Source organism: Luteibacter mycovicinus (genome assembly GCF_000745235.1).
In the GTDB taxonomy this organism is placed as follows: Bacteria; Pseudomonadota; Gammaproteobacteria; order Xanthomonadales; family Rhodanobacteraceae; genus Luteibacter; species Luteibacter mycovicinus.
The window spans coordinates 3,046,471-3,059,440 of sequence record NZ_JQNL01000001.1 but is presented as its reverse complement, the minus strand read 5'-3'; the positions used below and the strand labels follow the sequence as shown (position 1 = coordinate 3,059,440).

General features: G+C 65.3%; 8 protein-coding genes. 3 read left to right on the top strand and 5 right to left on the bottom strand.

Features of this window, described 5'->3' with window-relative positions; genetic code table 11:
• Positions 1–34: 34 nt before the first annotated feature.
• A complete protein-coding gene (locus tag FA85_RS13375) occupies positions 35–1,357 on the bottom strand; it encodes a lysozyme inhibitor LprI family protein (protein ID WP_036116060.1) in 1,323 nt (440 codons plus the stop codon).
• A gap of 248 nt (positions 1,358–1,605) precedes the next feature.
• Between FA85_RS13375 and FA85_RS20995 the strand changes: the two genes are divergently transcribed.
• Positions 1,606–2,283, top strand: a complete 678-nt coding sequence (locus FA85_RS20995) for a restriction endonuclease (protein WP_051943990.1) — start codon at positions 1,606–1,608, stop codon at positions 2,281–2,283.
• A gap of 46 nt (positions 2,284–2,329) precedes the next feature.
• On the opposite strand, the gene FA85_RS13365 is transcribed toward FA85_RS20995, so the two are convergent.
• Positions 2,330–7,765: an autotransporter-associated beta strand repeat-containing protein gene (locus FA85_RS13365; protein WP_036116063.1), complete on the bottom strand. Its 5,436-nt coding sequence runs from the start codon at positions 7,763–7,765 to the stop codon at positions 2,330–2,332.
• Positions 7,766–8,324: 559 nt separating this feature from the next.
• Between FA85_RS13365 and FA85_RS13360 the strand changes: the two genes are divergently transcribed.
• Positions 8,325–8,690, top strand: coding sequence for an outer membrane protein assembly factor BamE (locus FA85_RS13360; protein WP_036116065.1), 366 nt, complete (start codon positions 8,325–8,327; stop codon positions 8,688–8,690).
• Between the two features lie 71 nt (positions 8,691–8,761).
• Here the strand turns inward: FA85_RS13360 and FA85_RS13355 are convergent, their stop codons facing one another.
• From FA85_RS13355 to FA85_RS13345, 3 genes are all read right to left on the bottom strand, one after another.
• Positions 8,762–9,229 carry a hypothetical protein gene (locus FA85_RS13355; protein ID WP_036116068.1) on the bottom strand — a complete coding sequence of 156 codons (468 nt, stop codon included), beginning with the start codon at positions 9,227–9,229 and terminating at the stop codon, positions 8,762–8,764.
• A gap of 67 nt (positions 9,230–9,296) precedes the next feature.
• Positions 9,297–10,652: a type II toxin-antitoxin system HipA family toxin YjjJ gene (gene yjjJ / locus FA85_RS13350; RefSeq protein ID WP_239708953.1), complete on the bottom strand. Its 1,356-nt coding sequence runs from the start codon at positions 10,650–10,652 to the stop codon at positions 9,297–9,299.
• Positions 10,653–10,762: 110 nt separating this feature from the next.
• Positions 10,763–11,686, bottom strand: a complete 924-nt coding sequence (locus FA85_RS13345; RefSeq protein WP_051943992.1) for a LysR substrate-binding domain-containing protein — start codon at positions 11,684–11,686, stop codon at positions 10,763–10,765.
• Positions 11,687–11,767: 81 nt separating this feature from the next.
• On the opposite strand from FA85_RS13345, the gene FA85_RS13340 reads away from it, so the two are divergent.
• Complete coding sequence (locus FA85_RS13340; protein WP_051943993.1) at positions 11,768–12,970, top strand: MFS transporter; 1,203 nt, start codon at positions 11,768–11,770, stop codon at positions 12,968–12,970.

Genomic DNA, 12,970 nt, shown 5'->3' with positions numbered 1-12,970 from the left:
ATCCCTGAATTTTTTTTAGCCGGATGGACTCGACTCAGTGCGGATCCGGCGCGGGCACCGGCACCATCGACGACAGCAGGAACGCGCCGCGCTTGACCTCGATGTAGGCGGAGGCGACCGGCTCGAGCTGGCCGGCCTTGAGCCGCCACGCGGAGACGATCCAGTCGTCGTTGACGCGCCAGCCGACGTGACCGTGGTCGATATAGCCGAGCAGCGTTTCTCCACGGAAGGTCAGCGGAAACAACGTGCCTTCGGCGCTGTAATCCGCCATCGAACCGTCCGTGAAACCGGTGCCGAAGTCCGGCAGGCTCGGCCGCGTCTGGCTCTTCTTTGCTGCCATCCCGTCGTCAGCCGTCGCCGCCGCGTACGCCGCGGCATACGCCGCCTTGTCGGCGCCCTGGGGCAGCCGCGCCAGCGTGTCGGCAAGCGGACTCCGGTCGAAGCGGTTGGCGACGGTCATCGCGGTCGCCGCAAAATCGTCACACGGTGACTGCTTCGGCGCGCAGGCGCTGCCCTTGATCGAAAGCGTGTGGTCGAAGCGCGCGACCAGCAGCGCGTCCTTGCCGAAGGCCTTTCCTTCCCAACGGGCGGCCTGCACCCTCAGCTCATCGGCCCCGCCATAGCCCACAACCACCGCCGCGTAATCGCCGGCAATCTTCACTAGCTCGTGCGACGACATGCAGTCGGCACCCCAGGCGTCCGGAGCCTCGACGGCGATAGCCTTTTTGCCTTCGATGCGGAACGGCGTTTCCGACCAGCAGTTCGCCGTCCCCTGCAACGAATACACGGAACTCACGGGCGATCCCGCGAGAACGCGGTACTGCGCGTCGCCGCTTCCTTCAGTGAGCGCGTTCGCGACGGTCTTATCCGCCTCGTAGGGAAAGTCGGACGGCTTGCTCATGTCGCTGCTCTTCGCGACCACCAGCGGCACGCCCTTGGCCGCCAGCCCGTGAAGCACGTCGTATTGGCTGCCCGAGAGCTTCGGCAAAGCGGCGGCGATCACGTCCAGTGGTTTAGGAACGGGTGAGTCCAGACCCTTCAGGAAGTCGATACGGTCGCGATACCGGGCCACGTCACCGGACAACGTCTTGCCTGGCTCGTCGCGTATCTGGCTGCTGATTGCTTCATCGCGACTGGCCAGCCAGTGACGCTGATCGAGCTTGAGCGCGTCGGCTTTGCCGGGGTGGCCGGCCAGGGCGGCCTTGAACGCGTCGCCCAGCTCGCCGTCGAGCGCCGAGACGCCGGGCGATGCGCAGATCGCTTTTTCGATCGGGGTGGAGGCCTTCGCGCAGTCGAAGCCTGCGGCGTAGCTGAGCGCGGGCGCGAGTACCGCGGCGCCGATGAAGATCGATCTCATGGGATGTCGCAAAACGATGTCCTTGCTTCGTCGAGTACGCAGATACTACTTACGAGTGAAAACGATTACCTACTTAGGCAATGCGATGTAGGCGTTCGCCTACAGGAATCCACAGAATAACGCGCTATATTCCACAGCATCCAGCGACGTACCAAGGGGGCGCGACGCTCGATCAGGGGGAATACCATGGCAGTCCTGCACGGCGCCCATGGGCGCGACTTCCGGTCGATCATCGCGGATCGCTGGCGATGAGGTTCACCAAACCTGTGCGTTTTCGGCACGACGACGCACTCACCCGTGTATCGCGGAGTGAGTTCGAGCGACTCGTCGCCACCTACTATCGGGAACGAGGCTACATCGTCGAGCATGCCGGCCCGGATCTCGCGGGTCACAGTGACGACGTCGGCATCGGCAGCAACCTCACGCTGACGCGTGGCGACGAAATCACCGTCGTTCAGTGCAAGCACTGGGTCGCACAGCAGGTGCCGCACCATGACGTGCACCAGTTGATGGGCGTCATGCATGCCGCCGGGGCCACCCGCGCCATCGTGGTCAGCTCGGGTGAATTCACCCGCCCCGCCATCGAGGCGGCGTCGCGGTTTCCGCATGTCACGCTGATCGACGGGGTGGGCATACGCGCCATGCTCGGCAAGGTCTCCGAGCCGCCGCTTCCCGTACTGTCCGCCAATGACACCGCGCCCTGGGCCGACGTGGACGACCGGACACCAGGTCGCGCGCCGGTCTTCGCCGCCGTGGGTGCCGTGATCGTGATGGCTTTGATGCTGTGCGTGATGTACGGCGTGTACATCCACGAGATCCAGCGGGCACAGATGCAGGCCATGCAGCAGTCGGCAAGCCAGCCTCACGCCGGAACGGCGGAGCGCGTGGCACAGACTCCCGCCCCGGTCGTACCCGACGTTCCGTAAGTCGGAACGGCCCGGGCGCACGCCGAAACGTGGCCCGGGCCTTCGATCAGAACACCCAGTTGAGTGCCAGGCGAGCCGACTGGTCCTTCGCCTCGCTGGCGAACTGACCATTCCACGAGGCATCGATGGTGACGGTCGGCGTCGCGAGGAAACGGACACCGAAGACGCCCACGCCCGCATTCTTCCCGACCGGCGTGCCCATCACTTGGAACGCGTTGCCGCCTTCGAGGAAGCGCTGCTTGCTGCTCGTGTCGGTGTCGCCGGCCGCGTGCTGCCAGCCCACGCTGCCGAAGATGCCGAAGCGGCCGTCTTCGCCGAAGTCCTTACGCCCGCGTACGCCGAGGGTGCCGTAGGTCAGGTCGCTCTTGCTGCCCATCACGTGCAACGCCGCATTCGAACCGCGCTCGTCGGACGAGTTGGTGCGAAGCTGCTGCTGGGCGATGTTGAGGAACGGCGCCAGCGCACCGCTGTCCCAACGGAACTCGTAGGAGCCTTCGACGAAACCCTGCAGCGAGTGCGCCTTGGTGGTGCCGCTCAGGCGACCGGCCAGCGAATCCACGTCGACCGTGCGATGCGTGTCGATGTCGTAACGCGAATAGATGCCGCCGGCCTGAATCATCACGTCGCCGAGGTCGGCGCCGCCATAGATCGCCGCCGTCAGCGTATTGCCGCTGGCGGAATCGTCGCGCGCATCGGCGGAGACACGACCGCTGCCGAGCGCCACACCGATACGCGAGCGATCCGCGATGCCCTTGTCCGCACCGACGAAGACGCCGCTACCGCTGGCATCCAGCTTCGACGCATTGCCGTCTTCTTCATGGTGGCCGCGATGGCCCCATGCCGAGGCCCACGTCGCGAACGAGTCTTCCGTTTCATCGGCGAACTGGGTCAGCAGGTGCTGGTTGATCGCTTCGCGCTTGTAACGGTCGTCGTCCGCGATGGCACCCTGCAGGTTGGCGTGAATTTCACCCGACAATTGGTCGTAGGCACGACGTGCCGAAGCGGCGTCGAGCTTCACCACCGTGTCGAACACAGGCTGGTCCTCGCCGATCGATTCGATCGCCGCTGCCGTCGCCTTCTGGTTGCGGGTAGCACCGATGTCGGCAAACAGGATGTCGTTGCGGATGAGCGTGAGGTTCAACGCGTTGGCGGTGTACGCCAGCTGGGGTGTCAGGAACGCGAGGTTGCTCGACACATTGCTGAACGTGCCACTGACACCGTTGGCGGCGGTCAGGATCGTGTACGTCGCGGTCGGGCTCCACTTGCCTGCGGCACTCGCAAGGCTGACGACCGAGCCCCCTTGCAGCGTCGCCTTGCCGCCGACGCTGACCGTGTCGCTCTTGCCGGTATTGTCGAGGTCCAGCGAGTACTGCGTGCCGGCGGCGACGGTGAGGTCGCCCGCGGTGGCGAGCTTGCCGATGCCCGCACCGCCTGGCGACAGGATCGATCCGCTCTGCAACGTGACGTTGCCCGCGGTGCCGTTACCGGTGAACGTCGTGCCGCTGGCGAAGGTGAGCGAGCCGCCGAGCGAGCCGTCGACCTGGAGGCTGCCCGAGCTCACCGTGGTCGAGCCAGCGAATGCCGAGCTGTCACCGGTGAGCTGCAGATTGGCTGCGCCGAGCTTGCTGACGGTACCCGCGCCGCTGAGCACACCGCCGAAGCTCGTGTTGTCGGCGCGCTGGAAAACCAGCGCACCGTTGTTCACGACATTGCCCTCCAGACTGCCGCTGGTCGCGCCGTTGCCGATCTGCAGCGTACCGGCGTCGATATTGACGGCGCCCAGCGAGACCGCGTTCGCAAGCAACAGCGTGCCCGTGCCGGTCTTGTGCACGATGTCGAGCGAGGTGTCGCTACCCGCCGCGGACGACACCGCGCCGGTCAGCGTCGCGGTGCCCGCGCCGGTGTCGAGCGTGGTCTCGCCGCCGACGACCACCGAATTGGCCAGCGTCGTGCCGGGCGCGTACAGCGCGACGCGACTACCGCCATTGAGCACCAGCGTACCGGTGCCGATGGCGCCGTTCGCGGCGAGCTGCAGCGTGCCGTTGACCACGGTGTCGCCGGTGTAGCTGTTGGCATGATCGAGCAGCAGCGTGCCCGGGCCCTGCACGGTGAGCGTACCCGCGCCAGTGATGCCGCCGTGCCAGTTGAAGACGTTGCCCGCATCGGCGACCGCCAGCGTGCCGCCCGTGCCGGAGGCGAGGGTCAGCGCCCGGTCGGTCGTGGTGAAGGACGTGCCGGTAATACCCAGCGTGCCGCCCTGAAGCGTCACACCATTGGCGGCATCGCCCAGGTTGTTATCGGCAGAGACGGCAAGCGTGCCACCCGAAACCACGGTGTTACCCGTATACGTATTGGCCGCGGTCAGCACGAGCGTACCCGCGTCGGCCTTCTCCATGCCCTGGTTGCCCGTCAGCACGCTCGACACCGTCGCCGTGTACGGCGCACTGCTGGCCGTACCGTCGCCGACTCGGATGATCGGCGTCGTGCCATCGGTGGTCAGCAGCTGTACCGAGTCACCGGTCAGCGTGTAGCCGTCGGTGAGGAACTGCATGCCCGTCGCCTGGAGCTGGCCTGGCGTACCGTCGACCGTGACCGTGCCCGCGGCGCCACCGAAGATGGCAAAGCCCGGCTGCGGCGACATCTGACCGTTCGGCTGCGTGCCGGTGGCGTCGGTCCAGTTCGGCGCGGTGGTCGACCAGACGCCGGTGCCGCCGCCCATCTGCGTAGCGGAGGCGAGGCCGTTGGCGTTCCAGAAGCTCAGGTTCGAGGTCGAGTTATCGATCAGGTTCACCTGGCCGAAGCTGGTCAGATACTGCAGCGTCAGCGGGTGGCCCGCCGGCGTCGTGCCGAGCACCAGACCGCCGTTGCTCGTGCTGAGCGTGCCACCGGTGCTGAAAAGATTGTAGACGCCGTTGGTCATGCCACCGGCATCGACGACGTTGAGCGTGGCACCGTTGAGAGCGAGGTTGCCCGACACGACCACCTGGTCGCCCGAGCCAAGCCCACCAAACTCGGCCTGCAGCGTGCTGCCCTGCTCGAGGGTGAGATTGCCGTCGACCGTCAGCGTTCCTACGGAATTGCCCGGCGACAACGTACCGCCCGAGAGGACGTCGACGTTCGTCGCGATGGTGCCGTGGCCACCGAGCGTGCCACTGCCATTGACCGTGACGCCGGCACCCGCGCCGTTCGGGCCGCCAAGCACCGCCGTGCTGTTCGCCGCGCTGCCGACGATCAGGCTGCCGGCGCTGACCGTGGTGTTCCCCGTGAAGCCGCTGCCGTCGCCGTCGAACAACAGCTTGCCCGCGCCGTTCTTCACCAGCGCACCCGCGCCGCTGAGATCGCCCGTAAAGCTGACGTTATTGGAACGGTTGAACGACAGCGTGCCGTTGTCCACCACGTTGCCGGTAAGCGCACCGGTAGTCCCGCCACCACCGACGGCGAGTTCCGTCCCGGACTGGAGCGTGATGTTGCCGGTCGACGTGAGCGTACCGGTCAGCACCGAGCGGCCGGCCGACGACAACGCGAGGGACTGCACGTTGACCGTGCCGGTGATGTTGAGTGGTGTGGCGCCCGCAAGCGTCGCGTTCTGCGCCGTGAGGTTACCCAGCGTGGCGATGGCGTTATTGGTGCTCGCAAGGACGAAGTCGCCGGTCGTGCTGCCCGTCAGGGTCCCGACCACTACGCCGCCCGCGGTCTGCGTGACACTGTCACCGGTGAGCGTCAGCGTGCCCGTCGCCTGCAGATCGTTCTGCAGTGTGATGGCGGTGCCGGTCAGCGTGACATTGCCCGTGGCGCTGACCGGACCCACGGATAACGCGCTGTTCGAAGCAATGGCGATATTGCGGCCCGTCGCGGTCAGCAGTCCGGCAAAGCGGTTGCCCGCGTTGGTCATCGTGATGTCATGACCGAGCGCGGTGAAGACACTGCTGCCACCGAGCGTGACCACGCCGCTGGCGGTGATCGTGCCACCGGCGGTGACGCTGAGGGCGTCGGTGCCGGCGGTCACGCCGTTGAAGCCGATGTTCGAGGCGCTGGAAAACAGCGTGGCGCCGTCCAGCGTCACGCCACCGAGGTAGGTCTGCGCGCCGGTCGTCTGCACGGTGCCCGCGGTATGGGTACCGCCGGTGTGGCTCAGCGCCAGCGAGCCGGTAAGGTTGACGTTGTCCAGCGTCAGGCTGCCCACGCCCGTGCTACGGACGTTGCCCGTGCCGGTAAGGTCGCCACCGAGGTCGATCGAGCCGCCGTTGGTCGCGTTGAAGACGACGTCGGCCGTGCCGCCGTCGAGCGTGACGCCATTCAGTGATACGGCGGCATCCGCGACGATCGAGGCGCTCGCGTTACTGGCAAGCTCGATGGCGCCTTGAATCACGGTACCCGCGTGCAGCCCCAGCACATTGCCGGCGCCGTTGAAGAGCACCGCCGATGCATGGCCGCCGGTGAACGCGCCACCCGCGAGGGTGCCGTAGTTCTCGATGTCGGCGCTGTCCTGGGTCACGATCGCGTTGCCCGCCGCGCCGTTGCCGGTCGCCGTACCACCGGCGATCGTGCCATTGTTGGTGACGTGCAATCCCGAGGCCAGCGCACGGATACCGGCGCCGGACGCGCCGCTGCCGCCCGACGCCGAATTGCCCCCACCGGCGGCGCCGCCCACGCCGCCTGTGATCGTGGCTCCATTGGCATTGGTGACCTTACCCGCCGTACCCGTGATGAGTACGCCGTCGCCACCACCGCCACCACCGCCACCGACCGAGACGCCGGTGGTGCTGCCCGCGCCACCCGCGCCGCCGGCACCGCCCGTGATCGACTGCCCTGCTGACAGATTGAGAACGAAGCCGCTGGCGACGCCCGACACCAGACCGGCCCCACCGCCACCGCCCCCGGCCCCACCGGCAATCAGATCCTGCCCGCCACCATGTCCGCCCGCGCCGCCCGTGATGGTGGTAGCGGAAACGTTGTAGCTCGTCGCCGAGGTATAGACACCCGCGCCGCCACCGCCACCGCCACCCGGGGCATGGCCCGTGCTGCCATCCCCGCCGCGTCCGCCGACGATCACCGTGCCCGGCGCGCCTACCGTACCACCCGCGCCACCCACGCCTGTCGCCCCCTCGGGGTCGTCGATGCCTGACGCGCCCGAGCCACCCACGCCGTTGTTCGCGGATGCGCCGTCGATCACGCTCGCGTCGAAGGACGAATCGACATGCGTCGCCTGCCCGCCCGTCCCGTTACCCGCGCCGCCCGCGCCCGAGAGGACCCTTCCGGCCGCCGCGGAGTTGCCGGAGCCGCCAGGCGCCGCGTTCTGCGCGAAGACCACGGCAGACGATAAGCAAAGGCCGGCTGCCAGCAACGCGCTGAACAGACGCGTCATCCGCGGCGGCGCGGCATTCGTGCCGTCCGCTGCGGCGCCCTCGCTCGACGAGAGTTCCGAAGCGACCTGGACAACGCGCAGGGCTCTGTTCCATACGAGACGGTAAGTGCGATTCATTCGATGTTCCCCTGGAGATATCGTGGCTGGCCTGGGCAGCACAACCGATGATTGTCGATCTTTGGAAACAGACACATGCGTCCGCCATCCATGCGGTGGCCTCCCTGATGTGCCTGTCAGAAACTGTGACGTAGTTCGCGAAGTGCGCTCACACGGGCACGCGCCAGCGGTCCACGTGCGTCGCAAAGAGATGCGCCTCGCACGGAGAAACGTCGCGATTCATGGATATGAGCTTTGGCGCGTGTGGAGCTTGCAGCCTGCGCCGCGCAATGGCGGCGGGGATCCCTGACCTTCAACAACTGACTGCTCCGTCCGGTGGCGCAAATGAGGTAGCCCATGGTTTTGGGCGGAAGAGAGGCTACCGGGAAGCGGTGCGGAATGTAAATAAGGAGTTGACGTCGTCGATGTCGGAGAACCCGCATGCCGGGGCCGCGTCCGCGCAGCGGCATAGGACTAGTCTGAAAATGCGTGAAGACAGCCCCAAACGGTTTCTTGCCAACGCACAATGGGCGGTCGTCAGCTGACGATATCCCCACGCAAGACCATGAGAGGAACTCATATGAAGATCGCTGGAGCTTTCGCCGTCGCAGCCCTGACCGTCGCCGCCATGGCCGGATGCAGCGCACTCGACCACAAAACGGGCACCCAGATCAGCCAGGAGACCCTGAACTCCTTCACCAAAGGCAAGACCCGCCGAGAAGATGTCATCGCCGCCATCGGCCAGCCGCCAAAGAAGTCCGAGGTGATGGGCAAGGAAGTCTGGAACTATACGTTCACACGTATCGCCGCCATGCCGTTCCAGCCTAACGAGCACGAAGACGCCGTCTTCGAATTCGACAAGAAGGGCATTCTTCTCAATGCCTACAAGACGAGCGGAAGCGCGGGACAGAGCGGTAACGCGCTGCTGGATGCCGCGGGCATGTAATCGATGCGCTACCCAACAGCCCGACAGCCCGCTGGGTAGCTATCCACACCGAGCGAGCGGTTTCGCCGTCGTCAGTCGTGACCCCGCGAAATCCTTGCACGATGAATCCCGTTGATTTCCGCCACCGCACGATTGCCTTCGTGTACGTGCATCAGAAGGATCTCACTGCTCTTCGTAAAGCGGTGACCGATCCGCACCCGGTAGGACCTGGCGGCCCAGCTGAAAAAGCCCGTATGAAACGAGGCTTCGTCCAGGTCACGCCACTTCACTCCACTGACGCCGCGGTTCCACGGAAGGATGCCGCTGCGTACCCAGATGCCGTCGTCGTTGACGAAGAGGCGAACCTCTCTTGCCTCCATGACCGCGTAGACGAACCAGGCCAAAGCCAGCACCGCAAGAATCGACCGATACAGCACGGGGAGGAACCAGGCGATGACGAGCGCGGCAGCGAGGGTCACGACGGGACGAACATAGGCTACCCAGGACAGGCGGAACGCGGTGGCCGGGACACCGGTGTCGAAGCGTTCGATGTTGTCCATAACCAGGGTCCTGAGTGCGGGCAGGGAGAAACTTTAGCAGCAGGGCCTGCGCCGATCACTACGGATGTCAGGTATCGAAGCGCTCGCGCAGGCGGGCTATCGCTTCGATATTTGCCTTGGCGATATCGTGGAATCCCTCACTGATTTCCGCATGCTGACTAACACGCGTCCAATAGATCACAGCCCAGCGTGCAGCGCACAGCCAGTACGTCATATCCCCCGGACTCGGCACAGCGGGCTGGAAGACGCGGGGTGGTATGGCGCCATTTGAAGCAGGCCGATATAGCATAGGCAACATGTCGTAACTCGGTGTCACCGCCATTGGCAGCGTGTCATCGAGGAAGAACGAGAGGTTACCGAAGTGCATGTCGGTGTTGCCGATCAGCCGGCCGAACCACCAGCGCTGACGAACCTGCGCCAGCGATGCGTCGTCGATCCACCCAGCTTCATGCATGCGCCTGGCAGCAGTGGCCCAGTCGTCGCGGTTGCCGTCGTGCGCATCGCTCCACGCCGCCAGACTGACGCAGCCTCGCCGCCCGTAGGCGCCTATGCGATCGAAGCGGGTCGCTTCAAGGCAAAGGCGGCCTTGCGACCAGATCAATTCGGTAGGCGCACTGGCGTTGCCTTGCTCGGCCAGGAGCTGGCCAGCCAGGTGCTCGCAGATCAGGAGATCAGCCCAGCGCTGTGCCGTAGCACCGGCTTCCACCGGCTCGGTGAACTTGACAATGACGTGGCGGGTGGCACCTTCCGCGTCGATCACCGTGGCTGTGAACTTGGGCTGCTCGCCTGCCGCCGATGATCCGACGGCTTCACCGGCGATGGCTACATTAGCCATGTCACCGTAACGAGACCATCGAGTCTCCTCGGCAACGACGTCGAACTCACTTTGCAATGCACGCTCGAGCGCAGCCTCGCCCAGAATGAAATTTCCCGGACCATCCTCGCCGTGACGGAGTAACGCCGTAAGTACCGCGTCGTTGTCCCAGAGCAGCACATCGGCGGGCAGTCCCAATTCGCGCGACCAGCGCTGCGCGAACTGGCGGCCAAGAAATCCTTGTGGCCGTTGGTCGTCGAGGAACCAGGGCACACCGGGAAACAGCCCATCGACGAACTCGTCGCGCAACCACACCGGAGTGGCCCCTGTCAGAAGACATCCGCCGCCGTGCAGCGCCGCAAGTAGGCCAAACTCGTGAGGTCGACCTTGCGCATCGACTCGGAAAAGCGGCCACTCGTAACCGAGACCCCGGACATCGCGCCGTGCTGCATAACGCGTACGCCTGGCTCGACCAAAACGCGTCACCTCCGCCCCACTGGTGTCGAGCAACCGGGAAATCGTCGGCTGGCTGACGCCGAGTGCCTCGCCCAGATCTCTCGCGCTAAGTGGCCCGCGCCGACGAAGCACGTTGATCAAGGTCTCGGTCATGGGCGCAGGCTTTGCCATCACTGAATAGATACTTGAATAGATACTTTTTGTCAAAATCTCTATAAATCAATTAACTATAGACTTCATGCGTCCATATGTTGAATAGATTCTCAGAGGCTTGATGGCTGAACCTGGGCGAGTATCGTCGTCGGCGTTTCCCCCACAAGCCATTCGACAAACCGGTTGACCGAGCCACCTTCGTCAGACTCCCGACCGACGATCGCGACATACCCCGTCCGCACCACCCGGATATCCGCCAGCGGCGTCATCAGCCGTCCGTTGGCGACATCCATCTCCAGCATCGGCAAGGGCCCGATGCCGATACCCAGACCATCCTCGATGGCCTGGCGGGTCACAAAGAAATGATCGAAGCGCTGGCGCGGAAGTCCTGCGAGGTGATGTACACCGGCGGCCTCGAGCCAGTCACGCCAGTCGCCCGGTCGTGTCTCCGTGGCGAACAGCGTGTGGCCCTGGATATCGGACGGTTTCAGCACGGGTTGGCGGGCAAACAAGGCAGGACTCATGATCAGCGTATCGACGTCATCCAGCACGGGGACGACGCGATGCTGAGGCAACAGGCGATCGCGCCCAGGCCCACGCCGAATCGTCACATCGACGCCGCCGCGCAGTTCCTCGAAGAGCGTCGATACCGTGGTGACAACGATTTCAGTGTCCGGATGCCCGGCGTGAAAGCGGCCCAGCCGGGGGATCAGCCAGCGCATCGCGAAACTGGTCGGCGCGCTGACGCGCACGATGCGCCGTGCGCCTGGCTGTCCGCACGCCTCGGCCGCCACCACCAGGCGATCGAACGACAGGCCGATCTCGGCGGCGAACAGCCTCGCGGCCGGCGTCGCCACCATGCGGCGACCGTCCTTGACGAAGAGCTTCTGGCCCAGCCACGTTTCCAGCACCGCGATCTGCCGGCTGACGGCACCGTGAGTCACGCCGAGTTCCGCCGCCGCGTCGGCGTAACTGTCCGTCTGGGCGGCGACTTCGAAGACCCTCAGAGCATGGAGAGGTGGCAGGTTGCGCATGGCTATCCGTGATTTATGCTCACGCATAAGGTGAGTCATGGTTGTCTTGTTGATTATTTCTCGCTTATCTAGCATAGCCGCATGGCAGCCTCGACCGACCTCCCCGTCACCTTCGACGGCGAACGCACGCCCCAAGCGCCTCGTTCGCGCAACCTGCTGGCCGCGTGCTTTACCCACGCACTGCATGACGGCTATACCGACGGCCTCTATGCCTTTCTTCCCGTGTGGCAGGCGCAGTTCGGTCTGTCCTATGCGGCGCTGGCCCTGGTGCGCGCGCTTTATTACGGCACCATGGGTGGCCTGCAGATTCCCGCCGATCGCGCCCTGCGTGGCGTCTCGGCCCGAGCCGCGCTGATACTTGCGACCGTCATCGCGGCCATGGGATTTCTGATCATGGCGCTACCCCTGGGCTTCGCGGGACTCTGCGTCGGCCTCGTCGTGGCGGGCGTGGGTTCGAGCATCCAGCATCCACGCGGTTCGATGCTCGTCACCGACAGCTACGGCGACGCATCGCGACGACCGCTGGGGATGTACAACTTTTCCGGCGACCTCGGTAAGGCCATCGTGCCGGCGCTTGTCGCGGTGACGTTGCCCGTGCTCACCTGGCGCCCCGTGCTGGGATTGATGGCGCTGCTTGGCATCGTTGTTGCGCTGGGACTGAGGTCCTGGGCGCCGGAGACTCCCGTGATCGCACGCGCCAGGGTAAAGACGCAACGTGGTCACGGCCGTGGCGGCTTCGGGATCCTGACGACCATCGGTGCGCTGGATACGGCGACCCGCATGGGCTATCTGCTGTTCCTCCCGTTTCTGATTCATGCCAAGGGCGGCAACTCCCCGACCGTGGGCGTCGCGCTTGCTCTGCTCTTCATCGGTGGCGCGCTGGGCAAGGCGACCTGCGGATGGCTGGGTGAGCGACTGGGTGTGGTCGGGAGCGTCATCGTGACCGAGGTCGCCACAGCCGCGCTGATGGCCGCGACGCTGCTCACACCGCTGACACCGACGCTCATCGTGCTGCCATTGCTCGGTGTCGTGCTCAATGGCACATCATCGGTGCTTTACGGGACGGTGCCGGAGCTCTCCGACGGTGACACCGGTCGCGCGTTCGCGGTCTTTTACACGAGCGTGGTCGTTTCGGGCGGCGCCGCGCCGATCCTGTACGGCGCCATTGCCGATCACAGCAATCAGACGATCGGCATCCTCGCCTCGGCCGCGACCGCCGCCCTGATTGCGCCGCTGGTGATGTTGCTGAAGCCTCATCTGCGCGCCACCGCTTCCACGACATAA

Excerpts from the sequence above, each read along its gene's own strand:
- FA85_RS13375 (WP_036116060.1), bottom strand. The coding sequence starts at position 1,357 with ATGAGATCGATCTTCATCGGCGCCGCGGTACTCGCGCCCGCGCTCAGC.
- FA85_RS20995 (WP_051943990.1), top strand. The coding sequence starts at position 1,606 with ATGAGGTTCACCAAACCTGTGCGTTTTCGGCACGACGACGCACTCACC.
- FA85_RS13365 (WP_036116063.1), bottom strand. The coding sequence starts at position 7,765 with ATGAATCGCACTTACCGTCTCGTATGGAACAGAGCCCTGCGCGTTGTC.
- FA85_RS13360 (WP_036116065.1), top strand. The coding sequence starts at position 8,325 with ATGAAGATCGCTGGAGCTTTCGCCGTCGCAGCCCTGACCGTCGCCGCC.
- FA85_RS13355 (WP_036116068.1), bottom strand. The coding sequence starts at position 9,229 with ATGGACAACATCGAACGCTTCGACACCGGTGTCCCGGCCACCGCGTTC.
- yjjJ (WP_239708953.1), bottom strand. The coding sequence starts at position 10,652 with ATGACCGAGACCTTGATCAACGTGCTTCGTCGGCGCGGGCCACTTAGC.
- FA85_RS13345 (WP_051943992.1), bottom strand. The coding sequence starts at position 11,686 with ATGCGCAACCTGCCACCTCTCCATGCTCTGAGGGTCTTCGAAGTCGCC.
- FA85_RS13340 (WP_051943993.1), top strand. The coding sequence starts at position 11,768 with ATGGCAGCCTCGACCGACCTCCCCGTCACCTTCGACGGCGAACGCACG.